Below are 26,804 nucleotides of genomic sequence, written 5' to 3' on the forward strand. Positions count from 1 at the left end.
GTGATATTTATGGCAATAAACAAGCAAGGTAACAGGGTGCCCCTGCTGTGGGGTGCTGTTAATCTTTCGCCAGAAACTCGCCTTGATTCTTTTTCTCAAACTCCCGCATTGGGGACAACAGGTTTCTCTGTTGTAAACAACTTCCAATCGAGCAGGCCTGACGCTGATGACCTTTTTGATTGAAAAATCGACTAATCCTGTTAATAATCTTTCCATAGATTGATCTCCTTTCTTTGGTTGGAAATTTGATCAATTTATGGGGCATACCATAATTCTTTGGTATGCCTTTTTTCAGGTCAGGATCTTTTTATCCCCCTTCTTTGAGGTAGAGCCGATTAAGGGTTCTTCCGTTCTTTGAGTATGAGCTGAGCCTCGACAACACCATGGTGAATGAGTATTATGCCAACGTTTTTAATTGGCTTGATTTTCAATCTAGATAATGTGGCTGAATAGAATGTCACCCTGTTCGGAGTTTAACATGGGGGTTGCTCCTCCCGTTGAGACTGAGGTTTGATCATGAAGAAATTATCACTGGCAGAAGCTGTAGGGGAAACACTTGGTTACGATATTACCGAGGTGAAACGCAGCATGAATTACAAGGGGGTCGCTTTTAAGCGTGGACATGTGATTCAGGAAGAGGATATCAGCGTCCTGCAAGGGCTTGGGAAAAATCATATTTATGTGTGCGAAGAATTTGAAACTGATGTCCATGAAGACACAGCTGCGACCACCCTTGCTCCTAAAATTGCTGGCGAAAATATCTCTTTTGAGGATCAGCCGCGTGAAGGTAAGATCAACTTTTACGCACAAATCAGAGGAATTTTTAAAGTCGATTATGAGCGCTTGGCGCAGCTTAATCGCTTAGCCATCCCTTCATTGCCAACGATCCATAATAATTTTCCCGTCGTGAAAGGGAAGCAGGTCGCGGCTTTCAGAATTATCCCGTTGACCTGTACCCGCCAAATGCTGGAGCAAATGCTGGAACAAGTCGAGCAACCACTCATTTGCGTCAAACCTTATAAGATTAAGACCGCTGCTATTCTTGTGACCGGTAACGAAGTCCATAGCGGACGGATTACCGATGGTTTTACCCCGCTGCTGACCGCAAAGTTACAGCAATACGGAGTGACTGTGACCTATACGACTATCCTTCCTGACGTCAAGGCTGAAATCAGTCAAGCTGTAAAAAAAGCTGCAGAAAAGAGCGATCTGGTTTTGGTGACAGGGGGCAGTTCGGTGGATCCAGATGATGTCACTGTGACAGCGTTGCACGAGGCTGGAGTCCAGTTTGACGAGCAGGGCAATCCCATTCAACCGGGGAATAACCTGACCATTGGATATATTAATGCGATTCCGGTTTGCGCTGTCCCAGCTGCGGCACTGGTGTTTGAGAAAACCGCCCTCGATATTTTCTTACCGCGCATTCTCGCCGGTGAAACCATTAGTAAAGAAGAGATCGCTAAGTCGGGTCACGGTGGATTGTGTCACTTTTGTCCCAAGTGTCATTATCCCATTTGCCCCTTCGGATGGGGGGCTTCATGATGCCTGAAAAACGACCGCTGCCATTGCCAGACGCCCAACAGGTCTTGATTGATGCCGTGATCCCTGTCGGAACTGAGATGATCAACAGCGTTGCCGCCCTTGGGCGGGTTTTGGCTGAAGATATTTTCACGCCACATCCGTTTCCCGATACTCGCAGAAGTGCTGTTGACGGATTTGCTGTCAACCAACCGGGGCTTAGCCACTACCAAATAGTTGAAACTCTGGGCGCTGGAGAGTTACCGCAACTGGATTTGACCGCTGGACAAGCCGCTGCGGTGATGACGGGAGCCACTGTGCCCGAAGGTGGTGTCGCCGTTATCCGGGTTGAGGACACCGGTGTCACCGATAATCTTCTTGAGCTTAAAGCCGATGTCGCAGTCGGTGAAAATATTAATCGGATTGGCGAAGAGATGGCGGCAGAAACCCGTATTCTCTCCGCTGGAACCCGGTTGACCCCGGTTCAACATAGTGTCCTCTGTTGCTCCGGGATTGCACAGGTGAAAGTTTATCGATTGCCGGTCGTTGGCATCCTGATCACCGGTGATGAAGTTTTACAGGTGGGGCAACCTCACCGCGTTGGCAGCGTTTATGACAGTAACCGCCATTTTCTTAGCGGTTGTCTGGCACAGTTAGGTGTCCCGTATAAAGTCCTTGGTCCTGTCAACGATGATGCTGACACGATTCGTCAAAGTCTCGAACAATTGGCGAAAGAGTGCGATCTGGTGATCTCTTCCGGCGGTGTCTCCATGGGCAAATACGACTTCATCCGGCCGCTCCTCCATTCCAATGGTTTTGAGGTGTTGGTGAACCGCACGGGGATCAAACCAGGACGACCGCTGATCGTTGCTCAGCGAGACGCCACCCTGTTTTTCGGCATGCCCGGCTATCCGGCTGCCTTCTTGGTCAACTTCTTCTATTATCTGCTGCCGACGGTGAAACGGTTGATGGGGGTGGATGATGTCATGCCTAAAGTTCGTCCTGCCGTCCTTGCAACTCCGCTTAAAGGGCGAAAAGGGCGCTGGGATGTTATTCGCGTGCAGTTGGATAACTATTCCGGTCCGGAGACAGTGCATAAACTCGCCAGTCAGATGACGTCTCATTATCTCAACTTCGGCTCATGTGATGGACTGGTGTTGCTCGGAGACGAGATCGACCAACGGCAAGCGGGTGAGAGCGTTGAGCTTTTAGAATTTAGCGCGCAGTTTTAAATTGATCTGCTGCGTCCTCTGAACCCGTTCGCAGCGAGAACCCGTACCCTCGCAAATCCATAGTTAATAATCGTCATGATGTCGTCAGTTGAAAATTCAGCTACGGTGAAATCGAAAGGAAAGGACACCCATGCCTAACAATATGAGCGCAGAACCCATGAGCCCATCATCAATCCCCCGTATGGATGATATTTTTCAAAAGGCGGCAGAGTTTGTCCCTTTAACCCGCGAAGAGGGGATGCAGCTGATGCAGCTTCCCCTGCACAGCACCGACTGTTACCGGCTGATGGAGATTGCCAACCGCATGTCACGGGAACAGTTTGGCAATAAAGGGGAGAACCATCTGCATATCGGTCTTAATGTTGAACCATGCCCCCTTGACTGTCTGTTCTGTAGCCTGACCCATAAGGCGGGAATTTTTACCGAGAAGATTGATTACTCCGATGAACAGATCATCGCCTGGGCGAAAGATGCATCTGCAAAGGGGAGTGACGCCATTAATCTGATGACCACCGGGACCTATCCCTTTTCCAAGCTGCTGCGGGTCGGCAAAGTCCTCAGTCAGGAAGTCTCGGTGCCGTTGATTGCCAATACCCGCGACATCAATCACGCCGAAGGTGAAGAGCTGCTCAAATCGGGGTTTACCGGCTTTTATCACGCTGTCCGTCTGGGGGAAGGGCGGGATACGCCGTTGAACCGGAACAAACGGATTGAAACCGTCAAAGTGCTGCGTGATGTCGGTCTGCTGTGGATGAATTGTGTTGAACCCGTAGGTCCTGAACATAGCGATGAAGAGATCATTGATTTGATGTTTCTTGCCCGTGATTATGGCGCGACCTATAGCGGTGTCATGCGCAGGATCAACTTCCCCGGTTCACCTATGGCAAAATTTGGCATGATCAGCGAACTGGAGATGGCGCGGCTGGTTGCTGTCAGTCGTCTGATTATGGGGAACATCCCTAAAGCCCACTGCACCCATGAACCCCATACCGCCTCTTTAATGGCGGGAGCCAACCTGTTCTTTCCTGAAGTGGGTTCAAATCCGCGCGACCGGCAAAGTGACACCGTTGGTGGCCGTGGTACCGGTGTTGAGCATTGTCAGCAGATTCACAAGGAGATGGATTATGATCCCTACCTCCCTTCAAATTGCTTCAAATCGACAAAGTAAAACTGCCGCATAATGACTTAGGTGACAAAAAATGTCACCTAAGTTGTCAAAAATTGACAGTTGATCATGAATAACTATTTATTTTTATCGGGTTTGCAGCCCTTGGCGCAGTATTAGAATAACATTAATAATGAAAATTTACTTTTGCTGTGCATATTGCTGCTCGTTGCATTCGAGCTAAAATGATCTTTTATCAAGAGGTTATGATTTATTGATTGGTGTTAATAAGGATTGGATATATGCTAAAACAACAATAAATGATTGATTTCATCTTTTTGTCAGCGACTTTGGCATGCTGATTGTATTGTACTCAGTTAGATTTGAAACAATGTCCACATATAGCATCAGTCGAATATGTTGGCTGATGGATCCTCACAGAAAAGGAGATTTAGAATGTTAAAAATGTTCCGTAAAGGGAATCAAAAAGGTTTCACCCTGATCGAGCTTTTGATCGTTGTTGCGATCATCGGTATTCTGGCCGCCATTGCTATCCCTCAGTTTGCCTCATACCGTGAGCGTGGTTTTAACGCACAGGCTATGAGTGATGTTCGGAATGAAAGAACAGATCTTGAAGGATATTATGCAACATGGTTTAGCTACCCTGAAGAATAAAGCAGTTAAATTTTATAAAAGGAGTTTAAAACATGAAAAAAATAATTATTTTAATCGCAGTATGCATGATCATTCCAAGTATTGGCATGGCAGCTGTAACTTTGGGTAGTGGAACTTCAATTTCTGATAATGGTGATAATCCAACTAATGAACTTTCTTTATCACCAGGTGTCTTTCTAAGTTATGATAGTGATGGTGATGATTCTTATGCCTTAACTGGTGCTAATAATAAGGGAAGTATGTGCTATGCAGTGATGTCTGGCGATCAAGGAGTTTATCAGCAAAGTATAGAAGTTGCTGATTCGTCGGATATTTCAGATACTAATATCATTGAGGCCGATGATTCTGTTGACTATCCTGACGATGATGACTGGACACAAGTTGGCGGTTAGAGCTATTTGTTAGTTCTTTAAAGCTTATTAAAAGCCTCCTCTTTTGAGGGGGTTTTTTTGATTCTGGATGACATAATATGATACAGGTGTCTCAACTTCAAAAAACTTACATGAGTGGTGTTAGAAGAAAACCGACCAACGCTTTAGTTCATGTGTCTTTGCATGTTGAGTGTGGTGAAATATTTGGTATCATTGGCCCCAACGGTGCAGGGAAAAGTACTTTACTGAAAAGTTTACTCAGTTTAGTTCGTCCAAATTCTGGCACTATCAAATTGAATGGTTTTTTTCCCAGCGATCTACGTTGCCGCCAGTCTCTGGGGTACTTACCGGAAAACCCCTGCCTTTATGATAATCTGAGTGTCAATGATCACCTTATTTTTATTGCCCGTACCGCAAACCTTAAAAACCCGTTGGCGCAACAGCGGATACCAGAGGTTTTGGCGATGGTCGGCCTTGATCATGTCAGGCACAAACAAATCCGTACTTTTTCAAAAGGGATGGTGCAACGTGCCGCACTGGCATGCGCCTTATTCACTCAACCCGAAATCCTGATTCTTGATGAGCCGATGTCTGGTTTGGATCCTCTAGGACGTAAGATGGTGACGGATATTATCCGTGCTTATAACGATCAGGGGAATACAGTGCTCTTTTGCTCCCATGTTCTCACCGATGTCGAACGTATTTGTGACCGAATTGCTATTATGGATAGAGGTCAACTTGCATTGACGATCACTCCACAGGAGTTGCTTGATATCACCCCTGACGTTAGAGGCGAGTCCCCGCTAGAAACATTATTTGTTCGCACTGTCGGAGCGGGAGGGCAGCAATGAGAGGTGTATATGCCGTAGCATTATTAAGTTTTAAAGAAGGCTTACGCCACCGGGTTCTGTACGGTGTCTTACTTGCTGCTTTACTGTTGATGGGCTGTACTGTTTTAGTCAGCGGTTTTTTCTTGCGCGATATCTCCAAAGTTATTCTCGATTTTTGTATGGCAACGGTCACTCTCGGCGGGTTAACGATTCCGTTTTTTTTAGCTATCCATCTTTTAGCGAAAGATATTGAACGGCGAACCATTTTTACTCTGCTCACCCGGCCCATATCTCGTGGTCAGTATCTGATTGGTAAGTTTTTTGGATTATTCCTCATAACCGGCCTGATTATGTTGTTGCTTACCGGTGGTGTCTGGTTATGCTTGTGGGGTGGGGAATTTCTATTTGGGAGCCGTTTTTTTGTGACGGTTTCCTGGGTTAGCATTGTCGCCGCACTTTTTTTGTCATGGCTGTCTGTATTAATTCTTAATGCGTTTGTGGTTTTGTGGTCAACAGTGACAACAAGTTCATTTTTGGCAACATTATTGACGTTGTTCAGTTATGTGATTGGTCACTCTATCGACGATGTGGTGCGCTTTTTACAGGTTGAAGTGACAATGATCAAGATCTCCGATTCAATTCGTATGACCGTTGATGTGGTTAAATATCTATTTCCCAATTTGGCCGCTTTCGATCTTAAATCGGCAGCTGCACATGGCCTGTCTATCCCTTTTACTGATGTTCTGATTTTGACCACTTATGCCACTGCTTATATTGTGGTTCTTTTAGTTCTTTCGACCCTCTTTTTCAATCGACGAGACTTGGCGTGAAAAAAACAGGATTGTCAATTGTTATTCTTGTTGGTTGTTTCAGTATCGTTGTTTGGTTAAACGCTGCTGTACACGATGTGCGCAGCAAGCAGATATCGGCAGAAATGAGTGATATAGGTCGGGTTCCTGCATCGGTTTTAGTCGCTTCCAGCCTCGAATTTAAAGGGGCGATGGCCAACATGATGTTCCTGAATGCGTCAAACTTTATTGGCCGTAAGCTGATGGAACAATCGAAAACGCTACCGGAAGAATGGCATCAGTTTTACTTGTTACTTGATCGTATCACCACATTAGACGGCAGCTTTTTGGATCCCTATGTTTTTGCCGAGATGATGCTGGCGTGGCAGGCTCAAATGTATGATGAAGCGAATATGCTGCTGGAAAAAGGGATCAAGGCGCGTCCTGATGATTGGCGGTTGCCCTATTATATTGGCTTTAATCATTTCTTTTTTAAAAAAGATTTTGTCCAAGGTGCTAATTACATCAAGCAAGCCGCCGCTATTGATGGCAGCCCCCCTTATTTTCCTAATTTGGCTTCTCGGCTAGCTTTTTATGGTTCGCGCTCAAAAACGGCATTACTCTTTTTAGAAGAAATGTTGGTACAAAATAAACAAATCAAAATGAGTTCAGAACTGGAAAAGCGATTAGTGGCGTTACAGGGGGCGGCACAGCTTGAAGATGCTGCATTTTTGTTTATGCAGCAACAGGGAAGAAAAGCGACAAGTATCGACGAGTTGGTTCAGAATGGCTTCGTTGAAAGTATCCCAACAGAGCCTTATGGTGGGCAGTGGCGTTTACACCCGAATGGACGTGTCGATAGTAGCTCAAATTTTATTACGGTCGAAAAGTGATTTTCCGGGGGATTTTGATAGCGTTGTTGTTTTGCGCTTTAGCGCTTATGACGTTTGGCGTTGTTATTGATGGTGAGCTGATTACGGTCGATGACCCCGATCAAATGCAACGGATTGAAAAACGTACGAGTTGGAACCTGGAAAAAACGTTTATCAGAAAAAACACCACAGGTCTTTACTATCGTCCTTTGAATACCCTTTCATTTACTGCCGATAAGCTATTATGGGATGCTGATACGCGTGTGATGCATCTGGAGAATATTGGTTTTCATACCTTAAACGCCCTGCTGGTTTTATTGCTAACCCAGTCTCTGCTTATTGCGCATCGATACCGCTGGCACTTTTCGGTCCTGGGTGGGTTGCTTTTTCTTTGTCACCCGCTCACCGCAGAATCGGTTAATTGGCTCTCTGGTCGTACCGATATCCTGGCGGCAACGTTTGTGTTCAGTAGTGCCTTGTGTTTAATGCAGTTTCGTATCAATAGACGTTTCCGCTGGTTGTTGCCTGCCATCTTTTTTGCTGGGATGGGGGTTTTAGCAAAAGAAACCTCTGTTGCCTTTTTAGCCGGTTTTGGCTTTTTGTTATGGGCGCAACAGAACCCAACGGGATTGAACTATAAAAAAGTTATCCAACGTCTTTTTATTCTGCTGGGTTTACTGAGCGTTGCTGGCGGTACGGCTTGGTTTCTAATGGTTCAAATGCGTGAATTGATTTTGAAGGGAGATTCTTCACGTATTGGTCTCACTCTGCGGATTATTGATAGTGATTGGTTCTATTCATTCTTTGTTTGTCTACGTGCTTTGGGTTTCTATTTTAAGAAGATTTTTCTCCCGCTACCATTAAATTTTGCCATTATCGAAGTTGATCCTCTTTATGAATTGCTTGCGATTTCCTTGTTGCTTTTGCTGGTCTATTTGTTCATAAAGCGTTCCATCGTCTCGGGCTATCTACTTACGGCTGCGGCTTTAGTTTCACCCGCTTTTGTCATAGCTTTTAATCAGATTGCATGGACCCCGTACGCTGAGCGTTATGTGTATATTTCCTTGGGTTTTGTGTTGCCTGTGGTTGTGGTGTGTTTATCAACCGCAAAGTTAGCGCCACGATTTATATTCGCTATTTGCCTGCTATTGCTGGGGACCTCGTTTGCTATTTCTTTGCACCGCAGTTGGCAATGGTCGACGAACGAATCACTTTGGGCCGATACGGTCAAAAAAAGTCCTTTAAGTGAAAAGGCGTGGAACAATTATGGTGTCGCCTTGGTGGAACAAGGCCGAATTGATGAAGCTGAAAAATGTTTTAGTGTCGCCGCATCAAAATATAGGTTTGGTTATCACGACAAGTACGATATCAATATGGCCGTGGCGATGATGGAACGACAAGATTATGATTACGCTAGACTCAAACTGTTGGATGTGATCAAGCAGTCAAAAGGGAATTCGAACCGGGCTGTCAATGTGTTTTTGGAATTATCGGAAGAGGAATCGCTTGATCGCACAACCATTATCCAAGAACTACGAACCTTTTTGTTGCAATTAGCGACCGATACGACGACTGCCGCTTACTATTACCAACTTGGTCGTTTAGAAAAAAATGAACACAACAAGGAGCTTTCGCAGCGTTATTTTACCCAGGCTTATCATCTTGCCGCTGAATCGGACCCTATCCGTAACAAGGCAGATAAGGAATTGACTGAAGGCTTTTAACTGTCAGACTTATGTTTGATTGGTCGGGATTTGCTATCTTAAAACGGGACAGGATTTGATGGATTACCATGCATATTTAAAACTGCTCCGACCCCATCAATGGCTGAAAAACCTGATGCTATTGTTCCCGCCGTTTTTAGCGGGTAAGATATTCAGCGTTGCTATCTGGCAGCAAATTCTCTTTTCTTTTGTCGCATTTTCTTTGGCTGCCAGTGCGACCTATGTATTTAACGATATTATTGATCGCCACGCCGATAAACTCCATCCGAAAAAGTGTTTAAGGCCGTTACCTGCAGGTACAATCACTGTCGCTCAAGCCTATTCATTAGCGCTGTTTTTAACCGTTATTGCGATTTCTTTAGGTTTAATCTGGGCGCAATCTGTGTTGGTCTGGCTGCTAGCCTATATCCTGTTGTCATTACTATATACCTTGGTGCTAAAAAATATTCTGCTGCTAGATCTCCTGACTATCGCGGCATTTTTTTTGCTCCGTCTACAAGCAGGTGGTGCTGCCAGTCACGTTAACGTTAGTGTGTGGTTGTTTTTGTCGGTGCTTTTGCTAGCATTTTATTTAAGTGCCGGTAAGCGCCTTGGTGAAATCAAGATGTTGGGAGCCAACGCGCACCACCACCGTAGTTCTTTAGCCGCTTATACGCCGCGATTTCTTAGTCTTGTATTATATGTGACCTCAGTTACGGTTTTACTGACTTACAGCATTTACTGTTATACCCACGACAGTCTGTTTTACACGATACCGCTATGTGCCTATGGATTGTTCCGCTATATTTACCGCGTTCAACACGGTGGAGACGGTGACCCGACAGCAGCGTTATTGAAAGATCCCCGTTTGCTGATTGTGGGCCTGTGCTGGGTGTTAATGGTTGGTGTTGATATCTATTTTTGATCCATTACTTAAGGCGGCAATTTGAAGTCAGCTAGCTCGATAAAAACATATTGGGACAATATTTTATTTTTACAGGTCTATCGCCTGTGTTCTCCAGCGTTGCGGAAGCGATTTCACCTCTTATGTGTGGCGATGTTGCTGCTAGCTGTTGGAGAAACAGCGGTAGTGGGGCTCATTGCTTTTTATGCGGCGGCGGTGTCAGATCCACAGGCAACCTTTAACCTTGCAACATTAGAAACATTGCGCTCATTTTCTGTGTTGGCACCAATTCTCTCTTCTCCTAAACAGATGATTGGTTGTCTGAGTGTTCTTGTTATTATCGCTGTGCCCTTAAAAAATGCTTTTCGTGGTTTTATAACCTACCGTTCGGCTCGCTATGGTGCGGTATTGGAAGCATATTTTGGGCAACAGATATTGTCCGGTATTTTAGCGCGTGATTATCGCTGGCACGTGCAACAAAATAGTGCCGATTTGGTGAATCTGGCGAACTGGCGTCATCACTTGGGGCGCTTTTTTGTTAATCCTTACTTAAAAGTGATCTGTGAATTGAGCATGCTAATGGTGTTGCTAGCCGGGTTATTGTTGGTGCAACCGTTGGTTTCATTGTTGTTTATTGGTGCTCAGGGTGGGGCGGGCTTCTTGGTCTACCGTGGATTGCGCCGTGGGTTAGATCGCAGTGCCACTGGTTGCCGTTCGTGCGATATCGACATGAATCGTCAGATCACGCGTTCAATTCACGGGGTCAAGGATGTCAAAATCACGGCGAGCGCACCGTTTTTTGTGCGCAAATTTGTCCTGTCGGCACAACGTTTTGCCCAGATGTTCGGTTCGCAGCAATTTTGGCGCGAATCACCGCTGCTGGTTTTAGAATCAATTGGCTTTGTCCTAATAGCTGGGGCAATATTGCTGATGTTGTTTGGCCTCGGTTATTCGCCGCTCCAGACCACGGGGACGACGGCTCTGCTGGCGGTGACGGCGTGGCGCACTTTGCCAGCGTTTAATCGGGTGGTTGCCTCACTGGCGGGTATCCGCACCGCGCGTCCTTATGTCATCTCCTTACTAGAGGAACTGAATTCTCGTGCCCAGTCACATCGGAGTGCGGGTGTGCCTGTACTGGCAATGCCTTTTAATCGACACGTTGTTTTTGATCAGGTCAGTTTTGCTTATACTCCGCAGCAACCAGTGTTGGAAAATTTCAACCTGACTCTTAAAAAAGGGCAGTCACTTGGTATTATGGGGCCTTCAGGTTGCGGTAAAAGCACCATGGTTGATTTGATGTGTGGGTTACTGCAACCGCAAAGTGGTACGATTAGTGTCGATGGGGTTGTCTTGACAGAGGATAATCTGCCGTCGTGGCGGCAAAACATCGGTTATGTTCCACAAACACCATATATTTTTGACGGCACCTTGGCGGAAAATGTCGCCTTTGGTCTTGAAGCACAGGAGATTGACCTGGAAAGAGTGGCTTCAGCCTGCGCAATGGCCAGAATAGATTTCCTCGATCAGTTACCACAGAAGTTTGCTACCCAAATTGGAGAACGGGGCATCCGTTTATCCGGCGGACAGCGCCAGCGGGTGGCGATAGCCCGTGCTCTGTATCGTCAACCGCAGTTGCTTATTTTTGATGAAGCAACCAGCGCTCTAGATGAAGATACAGATGCTGAAATTCGACAGTTGCTCTTGAGTTTAAAGGGAAAGCAGACGTTAATTGTTGTTTCCCATCGGCCATCTACCGTGGCTGATTGCGATATGCTGCTGAAATTAGGTCAAGGTTAGTTTTATATGTAACAGTTGCGTGGGCAGTAACGATTCTTCTCCCTAGCAAGTTCAGTCAATATTTGATGATTCTTTGCCGGGAATAAAATTGGTCCGGCTGAGTGTCCTTAAACACCAACGTATCTGATGTGTATTGTGTCTAGGTGCTTGTCTAAAAGAGGTGTCGTCTATGAGCCAAGGGGAAAACGACCAACAGGATGGACGAAATATGATGATGGTTCAAAAATATGTCAGTTCTGTTCTGGGTGGTCAATCTGACGTTGCTGCTCCGTATGCGGGAAGAGTATGAAGCAGATAGCTCTCTTTCTTTCAAGGCACTTGCTGAAGATCCATCTTTTTTGTTCCAGATCAGCCAATACTTATCTTGAAACCATTGATGAGATTATTGATAATATGAACCTGACGTCAATTGTAGCTTTTCATTCTCAGCAGAGCATGGCTGTGCAGGTGCAGACATTGTTGAATGAGCAATAGGTGAAGGGCTTAGTTATTTAATAGTGCCCCGCATTTCACTGTTTTTACATAGAGGATTACGCAAGGAGATTGTCTTATGCTAACGGAATTGATGAAATGCGAACAGCAGGCAAAAAAAATGCCATTGCAGGAAAGAGCATTATTGATCAGACATCTTATTGAAGGGTTAGATGATCTTGATGAACAAAACCTGCAACATTTATGGATGCAGGAAGCTTCAAGGCGATTTCAGGAATTCAAGGATGGTAAGATAACCGCGAGATCAAGTCGTGATGTGTTTCGTGAAGTTCGTAAAAAAATAAAGACAATTTAATGCAGGTTGCACCAGCAGAAATAGAGATGTTCGAAGCTGCGGCATAGTACGAATTGCAAGTTTCAACACTTGGCGAAAATTTCCTTGATATCATTGAAAGCGCTATTGATGGAATAATGGATCATCATGAAACGTCCCCGGTAATTGAAAATGGGATTCGAAAGCTGGTGGTGCGTCGTTTTCCTTTTTCGATACTCTATCAAGTTTTTAAAAAAGAAATTATTGTTGTCGCAATTATGCATAATAAGCAAAAACCACGATATTGGGTAGATCGTCTATGACGTTACTCACTTTAAAATGTTCCTGTCCTTCTTGTTTGTTGCTGGCAGTGAATAAAATCAACAATGCCACCCAGGTGGCTATACCTGTGATCAAATCTGCATTATGCGCAACAAATACAGGGCAAGATGTGGGTGACATACGAAGTTTTTAAATAAATCTGTCCCCTTTTTCTCTTGTTTAGTTCCTGTTTGTAAAAAATCAGGTTGTTTTTGGGGGTGCTTTTGTTATTTCAATGATATTGGAAGGGTGGAGCATGACAATTAATCTATACAAGGAAATATGTCAAAAAAATAGTGGTGAAAATTATCTTATCGACAAATACATTTATCGAAAAATATCAATTTATGGGACGATGTTAGCTATAAAGTTTAAGGTTTCTCCGAACACGGTAACATCATTGAGCTTGCTTGCTGCCCTCGGAAGCCTTTTTTTTATAGTGCAGAATATCCCTGGTGCATTATTGACGGGCGCTCTGTTGGTGTTTTTGTATCACTACCTCGATCATGTTGATGGGGAATTGGCACGTTACTACATTCATAGTGGCCAAATGATCCCAAATATGAAAGGGCAATATTTTGATGTTTTGTGTCACTCATTTTCAGATAATTTGATGTTTTTATGTCTGTCATTTGCTCTATATCTTCAATTTGGTCATGCTTATATTCTTTTTTTGGGAGTAATTGCGATGGTTGGTTCAAGCGGTTTCCCAGAAGCAGTAGCAGCAAAACTCCTGTGTGCAAAAATTATCAACAATAAAAATTTATTAAATGACGAACAGATACAATCAGGCCTGTGGTTGATTGAAAAGAAGAAAAACCAGATCGTCGCAGTGAATGCTCCGTTTTTTTCTAAAATTAAATTTTTTAAAATAATATCGGAGATATTGGGTTATCCAGGTGTTTTGTCAGCGATAATGTTAGTTTGCATTTTAGATGCTATATTTGGTGTTCAATCATTATTGGGGTATCAGTTTGATTTCCGTTTATTGTTTTTGATTTTATCTGGATTGTTTAGGTTGATAGTTCTTCCTCTTCGTTCATACCGGTGGATGAAGAGGTTTGAGGCTATCCATTAAGTTAAATTTTAGGTTTCAAACACTGCTTTTGCCAATTATTGGTTATTTTTTTAAAGGATAAAGACTGCAATGAAGAAAGTTTATGTGGGAATGAGTGCCGACTTGGTTCATCCAGGGCACATGAATATTTTAAAGGCAGCATCATCGCTTGGTGATGTTGTGGTTGGACTTCTTACCGATAAGGCAATAGCAAGCTATAAAAGATTGCCTTACATGACCTATGATCAGCGGAAAGTTGTGATTGAGAACATAAAAGGTGTTTCGGAGGTGATTCCTCAAGAGACTCTGGATTACAGGCCAAATCTTGAGCGTATAAAACCAGATGTTGTCGTCCATGGTGATGACTGGAAAAGCGGTACTCAGGCAAAGACAAGGCAGCAGGTTATTGATGCACTAGCAACGTGGGGAGGGGAACTCGTTGAGGTAGCGTATACCGAGGGTATTTCATCGACCTATCTGAATAAATCATTAAGGGAGATAGGTACTACCCCGGACATTAGAAGATCTCGGTTGAAACGGTTGATAGATACAAAGTCTATTGTTCGAATAATGGAAGCTCATAATGCTTTAAGTGGCTTAATTGTAGAAAATGTAATGTGCGAAAGTGGTGTGGAATATGATGGTATGTGGAGTAGTTCTTTAACTGACTCTACCTCGAAAGGGAAGCCAGACATCGAGGCCGTAGATGTGAGCACAAGGGTAACTACAATAAATGAAATTTTCGAAGTAACAACCAAACCGATGATCTACGATGCTGATACTGGAGGCATTCCAGAGCATTTTGCTTTTACCGTTAGAACTCTGGAACGAACAGGGATCAGTGCTGTAATTATTGAAGATAAAACAGGTTTAAAAAAGAATTCACTATTTGGTAATGACGTTACTCAAACCCAAGACTCCATAGAGAATTTCTGTCAAAAAATTCAAGCGGGCAAAAAATCACAGATAACCGAAGATTTTATGGTTATAGCTAGAATTGAAAGTTTGATTCTTGAACAGGGGATGGATGATGCTATTGCCAGGGCGAAAGCCTATGTAGAAGCAGGAGCCGATGGGATAATGATACATTCACGCCTGAAGTCACCAGATGAAATCCTGGAATTCTGCAGATTGTTCAGATCCTATCACGATACTGTGCCAATAGTAGTTGTGCCAACAAGTTACAATCAAGTAACCGCAAATGAGCTTTGTCGTGCTGGGGTTAACGTTATTATTTATGCCAATCACATGTTGAGGGCCGCTTATCCCGGTATGCTGAATGTAGCCAAATCAATTCTTGAAAATGATAGAAGTTTAGAGGCTGAGCAATCTTTGTTGTCAATAAAGGAAATTCTTGAACTTATACCGGGGACAAAGTGATGAAAATCAGTGCAGCGGATTTGGGCAATGAACTAAAGAGCTTAGGCTTTGAATTTTACTGTGGTGTTCCCTGCAGTTTTTTGAATAACCTTATTAATTACGCCATCAATGAGTGTGATTACGTTATGAGCAATAATGAGGGTGATGCTGTTGCTATCTGCGCAGGAGCCTATCTGGCTGGTAAGAAATCTGTTGTTTTAATGCAAAATAGCGGGTTAACAAACGCCACATCGCCACTGACCTCTTTAAATTATTCTTTTAAATTACCTGTACTTGGTTTTGTTAGCTTGCGAGGTGAACCCAGATTAAATGATGAACCGCAGCATGAGTTGATGGGAACCATCACTGAGAAAATGCTCGAGTTGATGCAGGTTAAATGGGAATACCTGTCAAATGATATAGCTGAGGTTAAATGCCAAATAGCAAGGGCGAATGAGTCCATTGAAAACAAAGAATCTTTTTTCTTTATTGTAAAGAAAGGGGTACTGGGAGCAGTTGAACTAAAACCGCAACAATTAAATAAAAATACCAATAAATTTTTAAAAGTTAAATCAGAAGATGATGAATTAGCAATGCGCTTAAATGTCATTGAAACTATAACTGCGACTAAAGCAGATGATACTGTAATATTGGCAACAACGGGGAAGACTGGTAGAGAGCTTTATGAAGTAGAGGATTCCCAGAATAATCTATATATGGTTGGCAGTATGGGAAGTATCAGTTCAATTGGGCTTGGAATTGCTCTGAACAGCAATATGAAAACAATCGCAGTTGATGGTGATGGCGCTCTCCTGATGAGAATGGGAAATCTGGCTACGAATGCATATTACTCGCCCGCTAACCTGCTCCATGTTTTAATCGATAACAATATGCACGATTCTACCGGGGGGCAATTTACTGTTTCTAGCAATGTCGACTTTGTGCAGATAGCAGCAAGTACTGGTTATGAAAACAGTATTTATGTCCATTCGTTGGACGAATTAAAGAAAACAATTATCGGTTGGTACCGGAACCCTGTTTTGACTTTTATCTATATCAAGGTAAGAAATGGAACCAAAGAAAACCTTGGTCGTCCGAAAATTAAACCATATGAAGTTAAAGAACGGTTGATGGAGTTCATCCGTGAAAGATAGCTTTGCTTATCATATGCCAACTAAGATCGTATACGGAATAAATTCTATTTGCGATATTGATCAATATATTAATGGCAGAAAAACTTTGTTGGTTACTTCAAGAGGGGCTTTGTCTCGTGGTCTTGTAGCGCAGATACTTTCATTGACATGTGCTGTTATTCACGTTGTCTCAGATATAAATTCTCATCCTGAGTTTGTAGACCTTGAAAAAAATTACAATAGTTTAAATAATGTAGACTTTGAATTAATTTTGGCCGTCGGTGGTGGTAGTGTCCTCGATGCAGCAAAGTTCATATCCGTATATAGTAGCGAAAAAAACTCAACTTTTGTAACTAAATTAACAAAAGGGGTGATTCCTCATCAAGAGTACCATCTTAAACCAATCATTTCAGTTCCAACAACGGCTGGAACCGGAAGTGAAATAACTCCATGGGCTACAATTTGGGATATGGATGAAAGGAAGAAGTATTCTTTACATTTGCCGGAACTTTTTAGCGAAATGGCTATTTATGATCCCGCGTTGACATTGACATCTCCTGAAAATATTACCATTCAGACAGGTTTGGATACCATCTCCCATGCCCTTGAATCAATCTGGAACAAGAACGCAAGCCCAATTACTGTTGATTATGCCATAAAGGCAGCCAGACTGGTTTTAGAATATCTTCCGAAACTGGTTAATGATTTGGATGAGATTCACTATCGGGATAAGTTAATGCAAGCATGTATGTATTCAGGTCTTGCTTTTTCCAACACCCAAACAGCACTGGCACATGCTATCAGTTACCATGTTACTGCGAACAAGGGGGTAGATCATGGGATCGCTTGCAGTTTTACATTGCCATTGTTGATTGATAACGTAATAGGTCGCTATGAATTTATAGATAATGCCTTGGAAGAAATTTTTGGAGAGCTTTCATCTCAGAAAATGAGAAATTTGTTATCGTCATTAAATATTTCAACAAAATTTTCAGATTACAAAATTGACGATGACGAACTTTGTAAAATAAAGTTGTTACTAGAAAACAATCAAAGAGCAAGTAATAGTTTGGTAAGTTTATGATGCAACTATATTATTGTGTGGTGGTTAATTTAAAAAAGAATCGACTGGCAAATTGCAGTAAATTATTGGCCTCAGCTAGTTTCCTACAATTACAGTATTTTCAAAAGTTTACGGCCTTGCAATCAAGTTGTTCAAGCATTTGGAGTTCGATTTAACGATGGAGTTTTCCAGAGGTTATATTTCTAGTACTGATGTTGTATCAAAACTGTCATTAAGAACTTGGTGGGGATTGCTGTTGGTGCTGCCTCTGAGTGTTAAACTCACCAGATTTATCGTCAATCGCACTTCGTGGTCACCAAATACAATTACTGTTGTTGGGATAGGACTGCGTTTGTCTACAGCGGCTTTGTTTTTATGGGCGACGCCACTGTCTTTGATTATTGGTGCGCTTACTTATATTGCAGCTTATGTGTGTGATTGTACTGATGGTACAGTGGCGCGTTTGACAGGGAAAACTTCTGAATTTGGTCGTTATCTCGATCATGTTGCCGACCTTTTGGGCGATATCCTGATCCTGTTGGTTCTCGCTTCGGCGCAGAATCTTATTTCTATGCCGTGGATATGGGCAATGGTGTTTATGCATGTAGTGGAATGCTATATCAGCTATATGACTGGTTTTGCTTTAAAACAGCATCATGGTGAAATGGGAAACTTTGTTTTGTTTCGTTGGTTTAACCTTTATCGTCAGTGGTGGTTCAGGCGTAATCTTAAATCTTTTCTCTCTTTTTCCGATTATACCGCATTGGTATTTGTGTTGTTTCCATTGTTGGGACTTCCTGCGCTTGGGTTGATTATTGGTTTCTGGCTACTGTTGGTTGTGGTGTTATACACGGTTTTATCAACTTTTGTGTCGTTGCATACATCGGTAAAACAGTTCCCGTAAAATTTTTGTGATAGTTGTGCGGCGTATGGTAATCATTTAATAAAATCATCAAGATATATATGGACATTCTATTAATTGATTATCCAGCTCTAGCCCGCAAACTACTTACGCTAAAAGAATAAGCTGGGGGCAGGTGTTTACTGTTTACTTTTGCTGAATCTTTTGATGCTGCACAGATTATGCAATATATGCGACAGTTTTCCACTTATGAAGTAATTAACAAAAGTCCTGAGCGGTTGGATCTTTTGATCAACGGGGTTAAGGTGACTTTTTTTAATGCTAAATGGTCATTTCTGCGCCCAGAATAATTACAACCATTGAATGTCGCGAGTTTGTCGGCGATTGCGGTCATGAAAATTAATGTATTGTTTGTCCGCGCAAAATATCGTGATTATTATGATCTGTATTGTCTGGCGAAACGCGGGATGGGGTTGAGGGCTATGTTTGATTGTACCCTGCCAATTGTTGATGGTTTAACCTTTAAGTTGTTCAGTGTTGCATTACTGTATATTGATGATATTGATGACGATACGATTGCACACCTTGAACCTGAAGAAATTGTTGATAAAAAAGAGATCAGGTCTTTTTTTGAAAATCAGCTTAAAGCAGAATTGTTATAAGGACGTTGTGTCGCTGTTATGAAGTTCCAATTGTACCGTTTTTGAAAGTTCCCTTTGAATAAAATCTCTTTTTTGAAAAAAATAGATTCAGCTGTCGGGCCGCTTCTGGCGCGCCTGTTTCCTCAGTGCCCAATGCCTGCGAATAGCTTAACTGATATCCAGCAGATTCTGTTTATTCGCCCCGGTGGAATAGGTGATGCGGTGTTGCTAATTCCGGCAATACAAGTGCTCCGTTTGCGTTATCCGCACGCCAAAATTGAGGTACTCGCCGAAAAACGTAATGCTGTGATATTTGAGTTGTGTCCTCAGGTTGATAAGATTTTTTGTTATGATCGCTGGCGTGACTGGAAACGTTTGTTTTGTAGCAGTTACGATCTGATTATCGATACTGAACAATGGCACTATTTATCTGCTGTGATTGCCCGTCTTCTTCGCGCACCCGTTCGGCTTGGTTTTGCGACCAATGCCCGATCTAAGTTGTTTACCCATCCCGTTTCTTATTCACATGATGACTATGAAGTGTTCAGCTTTTATCACCTGCTTCATCCGTTGGGGACAGTTTGTAGTCGTGAGTTGAATTCCCCTTTTTTAACTGTTCCTGAAGCAGTGAAATCTGCAACTGAACTGCTTGATTCTGTGTCCGAGGGGTATGTTGTTCTTTTTCCGGGAGCAAGTATTCAGGAGCGTCGCTGGGGAGAGCGAAAATTTGTGGCATTAGCTGAGAAGATTGCAGCGCTCGGCTTCCCACTTGTTATTGTCGGGGGTGATGATGATTTGACTGTTGGTGAAGCTGTTGAGAAAAACGTTGTGTCGGCAAAGAATATGGCAGGGAAAACTTCTTTATTGGAAACGGCATCAATCCTGAGAGGCGCCACTCTTTTGATCAGCGGTGATTCTGGCGTTTTACATATGGCTGTCGGCTTGGGAATCCGGACGGTTTCATTGTTTGGACCGGGAATCGCAAAGAAATGGGCTCCATCTGGGCATCGACACACAGTTATAAATCATCATTTACCCTGTTCCCCCTGCACTCGATTTGGTACCACACCTCCATGTCCGATAGGGGCTAAATGTCTTCAAGATATGACTGTTGATGAAGTTTTCACTGCCGCTGAAACTTTGCTGCATAGCCATGCATAAATTGTTAATGACTCTCTATTTGAAAAATGTTAAATGTATCCAATGTCTGTGGGTACCGATTGTTGTTTGTTAAGTTTTTTCATCTACGAGGTCTTTCATGCTAGGTCGGATTCATCAAAGTTTTGTTCGACATCGTCAAGTTGTAGATCTTGTTTCTGAGCAGCTTTCTTCTGCAATAGCGGAGAGTGTTGACGTTATTGTCAATGCCATTCAAACTGAAAAGAAAATTTTTGTCATGGGAAACGGGGGCTCTGCGGCTGATGCTCAGCACTTCGTCGCGGAATTGATAGGACGCTTCAAAGTTGAACGGCGACCTTTACCGGCTATTTCATTGGTTGATAATATTGCGACTCTAACCGCTATCAGTAATGATTATGGCTTTGATAAGGTTTTTAGTCGGCAGATTGAAGCCTTGGCAAGGCCGGGTGATGTTGTTTTTGGAATTTCCACGAGTGGTTCCTCTGAAAATGTTTTGTCAGCTCTGAAGCTAGCGTCGAAAAAAGGCTGCATAACCTTTGGTTTGTTGGGCCGTGATGGAGGGGCGATCGGCTTGTTTGTGGATCATCCTTTGATTGTGGCAGATGACGACACGGCACGCATTCAGGAAGCACATATCACCATAATTCATATTTTGTGTGAACTCATTGAAAAAAAATTATACCCCTCAGGTGCAAACGTATGAACCTTCTCGATGTCGAACAACTGGTTCATAACCTTTCCGATTTGAAATTTCTGGTTATTGGTGATCTTCTTTTAGATAAGTACTTGTTTGGGGATTCTCAACGGATTTCACCTGAAGCTCCGATTCCTGTTGTGGATATCCTAAGAGAAGAGGTTCGTTTAGGTGGTGCTGGAAATGTCGCCAATAATCTTGCTGTTCTTGGTTGTGGCGTTGAAGTTGTATCAGTTGTTGGAACCGATCCTGAGGGGATGCAACTGAAAGGGTTGTTGCAGCGACAGGGGATACGAGGTGATGGTGTCCTTTGTGTTTCTGCGAGAGTTACCCCATGTAAGACACGTATTCTGGCGAGTAACCAACAAATGTTAAGGTTGGACCGGGAGGAGTGCTTTGCCATCGCGCCGTCCCAAGAAACTCAATTGCTCGACTTTGTTCGTCAGGTTGTCCCCAACGTCGATGTTGTTGTCATCTCTGACTATCAGAAAGGTGTACTCACTGATCATCTTCTGGGAAGACTGATTGAATGTTGTGCTTCTGCCGATTGTCCGGTGATCGCTGACCCTAAAGGAGATGATTTCTCTCGTTATCAGGGGGTGTCTCTGCTGACACCAAATCATAAAGAGGTCGAACTGGCTTCAGCGACAAAAATTAATAGCCCTGAAGTGTTGATATCCGTCGGCCAATCACTACAACAAAAACTGAACCTGGGGGCGTTGTTAGTTACCCGGGGTAAGGATGGAATGAGTTTGTTTGTATCTGACCAGCCGCCAGACCATTTACCGACAGAGGCAAGGGATATCTATGATGTCACTGGGGCTGGGGATACGGTTCTGGCCTTTTGTGCAGTAGGGCTGGCAAATGGTTTTTCTGTCCTTAAATCTGCAATGCTCGCTAATATCGCTGCGGGCATTGTCGTCGGTAAAGTGGGGACATCAACCGTAAGTGCTGCCGAAGTCCTGATGGCGGCCATAGATCGAGATCAATCTGGTAGCGGGAAGGTTCTTTTTCCGGAGCAGTTGGATATTGTTATCGCTGGTCATCGACAGGCGGGAAAAACAATCGTTTTTACCAATGGTTGTTTTGATTTATTGCATGCAGGACATATCAAATATTTACAGCGGGCCAGAGAGCTGGGAGATCTTCTCGTTCTGGGTTTGAATTCTGATGCATCCATTCGTCGTCTGAAAGGAGAGACCCGCCCCCTTTTATGCCAGACAGAAAGAGCGCAGATACTCGCAGCGCTGGATTGCGTCGATTATGTCACTGTTTTTGCGGAAGATACTCCTTTGGAATTAATTCGTCTTGTTAAACCGGACGTCCTTGCAAAAGGGGGGGACTATTCCCCTGAGCAAGTGGTTGGTCGGGAATATGTAGAAAGTTATGGGGGGACGTTGGTGTTGGTGGAGTTTCAAAAGGGGAAATCGACAACCAACATTATTGAAGAGGTGTTAACACGCTATCGTGACTAAAAAATATAAGGCGATTTTTCTTGACCGAGATGGAACTATTAATGTTGATAAAGGTTATCTGTATCGCTGTGACGAATTTAGCTTTTTGCCTGGTGTGCCACAAGCCCTGAAACGTTTGCAGGATGCTGGCTACCTTCTGGTCGTTGTCACCAATCAGTCCGGAGTTGCCAGAGGCTATTACCAAATGTCCGATGTCGAAACTTTGCACCGGTATATGCAGGAACAATTGCTGGGTTTTGGCGTGATGCTTGCTGGTGTTTATGTTTGTCCACATCATCCTGAAGGAGTCGTGGAGCGTTTTTCCTGTGATTGTGATTGTCGCAAGGGAAAGCCTGGGATGCTACTGAATGCCGCTCAAGATTTGAACATCAATTTGCCTCAATCGTTCATGGTCGGAGATAAAATATCTGATTTGGAAGCAGGACATCGAGCAGGTTGTTGTCCCCTTTTGCTTATTGATAAGACTGCCAATAAAGAGAGTCTCAATTTTCCGGACTCTTGTGAAGCTGTATTTGAAAATTTAGAACAAGTGGCCGATTATGTTTTAAATTTTAACAGCATATAACCATGATTGATATTTATGGATAAATACGATGCCATTTGAATTTTACTTTTTTCTCAGCTCTGCTTTTATTCTCGGTGCCGTAATTGGCTCTTTTCTCAATGTCTGCATTTACCGTATCCCTGCTGGCAAGTCGATCGTCTCTCCACCTTCAGCCTGTCCTCATTGTGGCCACCGAATTAAATGGTTTCAGAATATCCCCATCGTCAGTTATCTGTTTTTGGGGGGCAAGTGTGCCTCTTGTAAGACCGCTATTTCATTCCGTTATCCCGCGATTGAAGCCTTGACGGGTTTGCTGTTTGTTCTTAATTTATATTATTTTGGTTTTAGTCTGGCGACTTTGATTTACTGGGTTTTTCTCGCCGCTTTAGTGACTATCTCTTTTATTGATCTGGATCACCAAATTATTCCGGATGTCATCAGCCTCCCTGGAATTATTGTTGGCTTTGTCTGCTCTTTTTTTATCCCTTGGCTCCCCTGGTTGGATTCCCTTTTAGGTATTGTTCTTGGCGGTGGGATTTTGTTGGCGATTGCATGGATTTACGAGAGAGTCGCTAAAAGGGAAGGGATGGGAGGCGGAGATATCAAGCTACTGGCAATGCTTGGGGCTTTTCTGGGTTGGAAAGCTATCCTCCCTGTGGTTTTTATCGCATCACTGTTTGGTTCTTTAGTTGGCGTCCCGCTAATGTTGTTGCAAAAGGGGGATACGAAACTGGCAATCCCGTTTGGACCCTTCCTGGCTTTTGCCGCAATTGTCTACTTGTTTTGGGGGCAAGAGCTGATTTTCTGGTATCTGAATTTGTTCCATTAAATTAAGTTTTTTTGAATTTATTTATTGGTTTAATCTAAAACTCCTTGACAATGATGCTCATTGACCTATAATTACGCACAATTTGATTGTATTTGCTGTTATGAGGCTAGGTGGATGGTTAATCACGTCAGGGATATTCGGGAATCATTGTTGATGAGTAAGGCTGAGTTGGCTCGTAAAGCCGATGTTTCACCTCTGACGATCACACGCATCGAGCGAGGCCATCCCTGTCGTATGGAAACTATGCGTAAAATTATCTTGGCTCTCGGCTATAAACTGGCTGATAAATCCAAGGTATTCCCGGAATAGACACTTCTCGGTTGATGCGTACGACTGTTTTTTTGCACTCTATTCGGACTGGATAAGACATGTTCGCCTCGAAAAAAGATATTGTTGGTATTGATGTTGGCTCAAGTGCAGTGAAAATTGTTCGCCTGCGAGAGTCTCGTGGTACTTATCATCTGGAAAATATCGGCATTATGCCGCTGGCTTCAGAGACGATTGTCGATAATACAATAATGGACTCAACAGCAATCGTTGATTCTGTCAGCAATCTTCTGAAAGCAATGAAAGTCAAAACCAAGCGGGTGGCAACATCTGTTTCTGGCCATTCGGTTATTATCCGTAAGATCAGCTTACCTCTTATGTCTGAAGCAGAACTTGAGGCTTCAATACAATGGGAAGCGGAGCAATACATCCCTTTTGATATCTCTGAAGTCAATATCGATTTTCAGATCTTAGGTCCTGATGCCAGGGATCCTTCGCAGATGAACGTTATGCTGGTCGCGGCAAAGAAAGATTTTGTTGATGACTACACGTCAATTTTTGTTGAGGCGGGGCTCGAGCCAATTGTCATGGATATCGATTGTTTTGCCGTTGAGAACATGTTTGACTACAATTATGGCTTTGTTGATAACGAGGTTGTTGCCCTGATTGATTTAGGTGCAAGTGCTACCAGCGTTAGTGTGTTGCGAGGCGATACTTCTATTTTTACGAGAGATATTCAGACAGGCGGCAATCTTATCAGTGAAGAATTGCAGAAGCGTCTTGGAGTCAGCGCCGAAGAGGCTGAACGTGCAAAGCTTGGGGATCGGAATATCGCTGACGTTGATCCTGATTCCGTTGATGAAATTCTGGTAGATGCGGTTGAAAATTTAGTCCAGGAGGTACAGCGCTCTCTGGATTTCTTTTCTGCGACTTCAAGCGATGACCAAGTCTCTAAAATTTATTTAACAGGTGGCGTCTCAAATTCAGTTAAGGTTAAGGACGCTTTGGAAGAACGTCTAGGTATACCGATTGACAGGGTTGATCCTTTCCGGAACGTTAAAATCAATGAGAAGGAATTTGATTCAGAATACCTCGAAGCAATTGGTCCGATGTTTTCTGTAGCTGCAGGGTTGGCGATGAGGAAGGTGGGTGACAAATGATTCGAATTAACCTGCTGCCAGTCAGAGCTGCGCAGAAAAAAGAGAAGTTGCGCTCACAGGTTTCTATTTTTGTGCTTTGCATGATTCTGGTTTGTATTGCCTGTGGAGCATTGTACGTACAGAAGATGTTAGCTGTCCGTGATGTTAGGGATGAAATTGCGTTAATTGATAAGCAGAACAAGGCTTTGACGAAGAAGATTGGCCAGGTTCGTGATTTTGAAAAGAAGCAGGCCGAGCTTGAGAACAAGCTTGAGATCTTGAAAAAATTAAAAGATGGAAAGTCGGGGCCTGTCCACCTTTTGGATGAACTGAGTGCTGCGTTACCCGAAAAACTTTGGTTGACAAAATTCTCTGAAAAAAGTGGTCAAATTAATTTGTCTGGTGTTGCTGACAATGAGAATACTGTTGCCGAGTTTATGCGCAACCTTGATGCGTCACCGTATTATAAGAATATAGAACTGTCAGTGACTGAACAGACTAAGGCTGGTGAAAGAAAGATGCAAAAATTCACCTTGAATTGTAGCGTTGAAACACCACCCTCTGAATAAATAGGATTTTTAAACGATGAATGCACAAGTCGAAAAAGTCTTAAATCTCCCTTCGTATCAACGAACGCTGATCGTTCTGTTGATCATGGCGGTCTTGGCAGCAGCTTTCTATTTTGTCATGTATAAACCGCAACTCGATCAGTATTCAAGCTTGATAAGTAAGCGTGATTCTGCCCAGACTAAATTGCAGAAGAACCAAAAAATTGCCAATAATCTCGATGTCTATCGTGCTGAATATGAGAAGATGCAAATAAAGCTTAATAAGGCGTTAGGTGAGTTGCCATTGCAAAAAGAGATACCTAGTTTACTAACAAATATTGGCGAGTTGGCAAAAGAAAAGGGTCTGGATATCTTGCGTTTCAAACCCTCGGGAGAAAAGAGTCAGGGTTTTTATGCTGATGTTCCGGTGGCTTTGAAACTCACAGGGTCTTTTCATCAAGCGGCGGCTTTTTTTGATGCCGTCAGCAAGATGGAACGAATAGTTAATGTTCAGAATTTAACTCTCGGTGGAGCAAAAGATATTGATGGTAAGACCTCATTATCTGTTGATTGTAATGCTTTAACGTTCCGCTTTGTTGAGAACTATGTTGAGCCGAAGGGCAAGAAAGGTGGTAAAAGGAAATGAGAACAACATTCCTTAAATCAATTCCTCTCCTGTCGGTTTTTTTGTTGTTCTGCTGGTGCTCAATCCCAGCGGTCGCTCAAGAAAACCCCGCTCAAGCCGAGATGGCAAAGATTTCAGAGCTTTCAGCAACTTCTGCCCAAGAGTCTCAATTTACTTATAGCCCTAAAGGGCGTAGGGATCCTTTCAAACCGTTAATTCAAGAGAAGCAGAAAATTGCAGGTAAAGTTAGTACTCGTCCTGAGAAAATCAAGGGACCACTGGAAAAGTATGAACTCAGTCAGTATCGACTTATCGCGATGATGGTTGTGAGTGGTACGCCGCGGGCAATGGTCAAAGCCCCTGACGGTAAAAGCTACACGGTCAAGGTTGGCGAATATATCGGTATGAACGACGGTATTGTGAAAAATATTGAAACAAAAAATATTGATATTGATGAAAATGGGATGCGGATTGAAAAGAGTCCTGACCGTATCGTCGTTGAAGAGGTGAGTGTTGACAGTGACACCGGAAAAGAAACAAGAGAACACCGATACATCGTCATGTAGG

Annotated in this window: 30 protein-coding genes and 1 pseudogene; 30 read left to right on the forward strand and 1 reads right to left on the reverse strand. The window is 43.3% G+C overall.

Annotated features, from left to right (window positions below; translation table 11 throughout):
- Window positions 1-216, reverse strand: a pseudogene (locus tag BLU87_RS17465) (hypothetical protein); the annotation flags it as partial.
- Between the two features lie 300 nt (window positions 217-516).
- On the opposite strand from BLU87_RS17465, the gene BLU87_RS13470 reads away from it, so the two are divergent.
- From BLU87_RS13470 to BLU87_RS13615, 30 genes are all read left to right on the forward strand, one after another.
- A complete protein-coding gene (locus BLU87_RS13470; protein WP_092349657.1) occupies window positions 517-1,542 on the forward strand; it encodes a molybdopterin-binding protein in 1,026 nt (341 codons plus the stop codon).
- Window positions 1,539-2,750, forward strand: coding sequence for a molybdopterin molybdotransferase MoeA (locus BLU87_RS13475; RefSeq protein WP_175498401.1), 1,212 nt, complete (start codon window positions 1,539-1,541; stop codon window positions 2,748-2,750). The genes BLU87_RS13470 and BLU87_RS13475 overlap by 4 nt, the downstream gene beginning before the upstream one ends.
- 130 nt (window positions 2,751-2,880) lie before the next feature.
- The gene (locus tag BLU87_RS13480; protein WP_217637520.1) at window positions 2,881-3,918 is read left to right on the forward strand and encodes a biotin synthase BioB; all 1,038 of its coding nucleotides are present in this window, start codon (window positions 2,881-2,883) and stop codon (window positions 3,916-3,918) included.
- A gap of 393 nt (window positions 3,919-4,311) precedes the next feature.
- On the forward strand, window positions 4,312-4,530 hold the full coding sequence (locus tag BLU87_RS17885) for a type IV pilin protein (protein WP_092349663.1): 219 nt from the start codon (window positions 4,312-4,314) through the stop codon (window positions 4,528-4,530).
- Window positions 4,531-4,562: 32 nt separating this feature from the next.
- A complete protein-coding gene (locus tag BLU87_RS13490) occupies window positions 4,563-4,922 on the forward strand; it encodes a hypothetical protein (protein ID WP_092349666.1) in 360 nt (119 codons plus the stop codon).
- Between the two features lie 77 nt (window positions 4,923-4,999).
- Window positions 5,000-5,752, forward strand: a complete 753-nt coding sequence (locus BLU87_RS13495) for an ABC transporter ATP-binding protein (RefSeq protein WP_092349669.1) — start codon at window positions 5,000-5,002, stop codon at window positions 5,750-5,752.
- Window positions 5,749-6,561, forward strand: a complete 813-nt coding sequence (locus tag BLU87_RS13500; protein ID WP_092349671.1) for an ABC transporter permease — start codon at window positions 5,749-5,751, stop codon at window positions 6,559-6,561. Before BLU87_RS13495 ends, BLU87_RS13500 begins: the two co-directional genes overlap by 4 nt.
- Window positions 6,558-7,412 (forward strand): hypothetical protein, encoded by an 855-nt coding sequence (locus BLU87_RS13505; protein ID WP_092349674.1) that lies wholly within the window; start codon window positions 6,558-6,560, stop codon window positions 7,410-7,412. The genes BLU87_RS13500 and BLU87_RS13505 overlap by 4 nt, the downstream gene beginning before the upstream one ends.
- 14 nt (window positions 7,413-7,426) lie before the next feature.
- Window positions 7,427-9,115 (forward strand): hypothetical protein, encoded by a 1,689-nt coding sequence (locus BLU87_RS13510; protein ID WP_139167573.1) that lies wholly within the window; start codon window positions 7,427-7,429, stop codon window positions 9,113-9,115.
- 58 nt (window positions 9,116-9,173) lie between these two features.
- Window positions 9,174-10,019, forward strand: coding sequence for a decaprenyl-phosphate phosphoribosyltransferase (locus BLU87_RS13515; protein ID WP_092349680.1), 846 nt, complete (start codon window positions 9,174-9,176; stop codon window positions 10,017-10,019).
- 132 nt (window positions 10,020-10,151) lie between these two features.
- The gene (locus BLU87_RS13520) at window positions 10,152-11,795 is read left to right on the forward strand and encodes an ABC transporter ATP-binding protein (protein WP_092349683.1); all 1,644 of its coding nucleotides are present in this window, start codon (window positions 10,152-10,154) and stop codon (window positions 11,793-11,795) included.
- Between the two features lie 285 nt (window positions 11,796-12,080).
- Window positions 12,081-12,269: a hypothetical protein gene (locus BLU87_RS17470; protein ID WP_092349686.1), complete on the forward strand. Its 189-nt coding sequence runs from the start codon at window positions 12,081-12,083 to the stop codon at window positions 12,267-12,269.
- Between the two features lie 76 nt (window positions 12,270-12,345).
- Window positions 12,346-12,582 carry an addiction module protein gene (locus BLU87_RS13530; RefSeq protein WP_092349689.1) on the forward strand — a complete coding sequence of 79 codons (237 nt, stop codon included), beginning with the start codon at window positions 12,346-12,348 and terminating at the stop codon, window positions 12,580-12,582.
- Window positions 12,583-12,635: 53 nt separating this feature from the next.
- Window positions 12,636-12,863: a hypothetical protein gene (locus tag BLU87_RS13535; protein ID WP_092349692.1), complete on the forward strand. Its 228-nt coding sequence runs from the start codon at window positions 12,636-12,638 to the stop codon at window positions 12,861-12,863.
- 254 nt (window positions 12,864-13,117) lie between these two features.
- Entirely contained in the window at window positions 13,118-13,939 is an 822-nt protein-coding gene (locus BLU87_RS13540; protein WP_092349696.1) for a CDP-alcohol phosphatidyltransferase family protein, read from the forward strand.
- A gap of 69 nt (window positions 13,940-14,008) precedes the next feature.
- The gene (aepX, locus tag BLU87_RS13545) at window positions 14,009-15,298 is read left to right on the forward strand and encodes a phosphoenolpyruvate mutase (RefSeq protein ID WP_092349699.1); all 1,290 of its coding nucleotides are present in this window, start codon (window positions 14,009-14,011) and stop codon (window positions 15,296-15,298) included.
- Entirely contained in the window at window positions 15,298-16,431 is a 1,134-nt protein-coding gene (gene aepY, locus BLU87_RS13550) for a phosphonopyruvate decarboxylase (RefSeq protein WP_092349702.1), read from the forward strand. Before aepX ends, aepY begins: the two co-directional genes overlap by 1 nt.
- Complete coding sequence (locus BLU87_RS13555; protein ID WP_092349705.1) at window positions 16,421-17,494, forward strand: phosphonoacetaldehyde reductase; 1,074 nt, start codon at window positions 16,421-16,423, stop codon at window positions 17,492-17,494. The genes aepY and BLU87_RS13555 overlap by 11 nt, the downstream gene beginning before the upstream one ends.
- 157 nt (window positions 17,495-17,651) lie before the next feature.
- The gene (locus tag BLU87_RS13560) at window positions 17,652-18,377 is read left to right on the forward strand and encodes a CDP-alcohol phosphatidyltransferase family protein (RefSeq protein ID WP_092349708.1); all 726 of its coding nucleotides are present in this window, start codon (window positions 17,652-17,654) and stop codon (window positions 18,375-18,377) included.
- Window positions 18,378-18,694: 317 nt separating this feature from the next.
- Window positions 18,695-18,997, forward strand: coding sequence for a nucleotidyl transferase AbiEii/AbiGii toxin family protein (locus BLU87_RS13565; RefSeq protein WP_281242560.1), 303 nt, complete (start codon window positions 18,695-18,697; stop codon window positions 18,995-18,997).
- A 72-nt stretch (window positions 18,998-19,069) separates the two neighbouring features.
- The gene (locus BLU87_RS13570) at window positions 19,070-20,137 is read left to right on the forward strand and encodes a glycosyltransferase family 9 protein (protein ID WP_245706540.1); all 1,068 of its coding nucleotides are present in this window, start codon (window positions 19,070-19,072) and stop codon (window positions 20,135-20,137) included.
- A 97-nt stretch (window positions 20,138-20,234) separates the two neighbouring features.
- A complete protein-coding gene (locus tag BLU87_RS13575; protein WP_092349714.1) occupies window positions 20,235-20,819 on the forward strand; it encodes a D-sedoheptulose-7-phosphate isomerase in 585 nt (194 codons plus the stop codon).
- On the forward strand, window positions 20,816-22,285 hold the full coding sequence (gene hldE, locus BLU87_RS13580) for a bifunctional D-glycero-beta-D-manno-heptose-7-phosphate kinase/D-glycero-beta-D-manno-heptose 1-phosphate adenylyltransferase HldE (RefSeq protein WP_092349717.1): 1,470 nt from the start codon (window positions 20,816-20,818) through the stop codon (window positions 22,283-22,285). The genes BLU87_RS13575 and hldE overlap by 4 nt, the downstream gene beginning before the upstream one ends.
- Window positions 22,278-22,850, forward strand: coding sequence for a D-glycero-beta-D-manno-heptose 1,7-bisphosphate 7-phosphatase (gene gmhB / locus BLU87_RS13585; protein WP_245706549.1), 573 nt, complete (start codon window positions 22,278-22,280; stop codon window positions 22,848-22,850). Before hldE ends, gmhB begins: the two co-directional genes overlap by 8 nt.
- A gap of 28 nt (window positions 22,851-22,878) precedes the next feature.
- The gene (locus BLU87_RS13590; RefSeq protein ID WP_092349723.1) at window positions 22,879-23,658 is read left to right on the forward strand and encodes a prepilin peptidase; all 780 of its coding nucleotides are present in this window, start codon (window positions 22,879-22,881) and stop codon (window positions 23,656-23,658) included.
- A 114-nt stretch (window positions 23,659-23,772) separates the two neighbouring features.
- On the forward strand, window positions 23,773-23,967 hold the full coding sequence (locus BLU87_RS13595) for a helix-turn-helix transcriptional regulator (protein WP_092349726.1): 195 nt from the start codon (window positions 23,773-23,775) through the stop codon (window positions 23,965-23,967).
- A 59-nt stretch (window positions 23,968-24,026) separates the two neighbouring features.
- The gene (pilM, locus tag BLU87_RS13600; protein ID WP_092349729.1) at window positions 24,027-25,085 is read left to right on the forward strand and encodes a type IV pilus biogenesis protein PilM; all 1,059 of its coding nucleotides are present in this window, start codon (window positions 24,027-24,029) and stop codon (window positions 25,083-25,085) included.
- A complete protein-coding gene (locus BLU87_RS13605) occupies window positions 25,082-25,633 on the forward strand; it encodes a PilN domain-containing protein (RefSeq protein ID WP_092349732.1) in 552 nt (183 codons plus the stop codon). The genes pilM and BLU87_RS13605 overlap by 4 nt, the downstream gene beginning before the upstream one ends.
- A 16-nt stretch (window positions 25,634-25,649) precedes the next feature.
- On the forward strand, window positions 25,650-26,258 hold the full coding sequence (locus tag BLU87_RS13610) for a type IV pilus inner membrane component PilO (protein ID WP_092349735.1): 609 nt from the start codon (window positions 25,650-25,652) through the stop codon (window positions 26,256-26,258).
- Window positions 26,255-26,803, forward strand: coding sequence for a pilus assembly protein PilP (locus BLU87_RS13615; RefSeq protein ID WP_092349738.1), 549 nt, complete (start codon window positions 26,255-26,257; stop codon window positions 26,801-26,803). Before BLU87_RS13610 ends, BLU87_RS13615 begins: the two co-directional genes overlap by 4 nt.
- Window position 26,804 lies beyond the last annotated feature (1 nt).

It is taken from the genome of Desulfuromusa kysingii (assembly GCF_900107645.1).
Classification (GTDB): domain Bacteria; phylum Desulfobacterota; class Desulfuromonadia; order Desulfuromonadales; family Geopsychrobacteraceae; genus Desulfuromusa; species Desulfuromusa kysingii.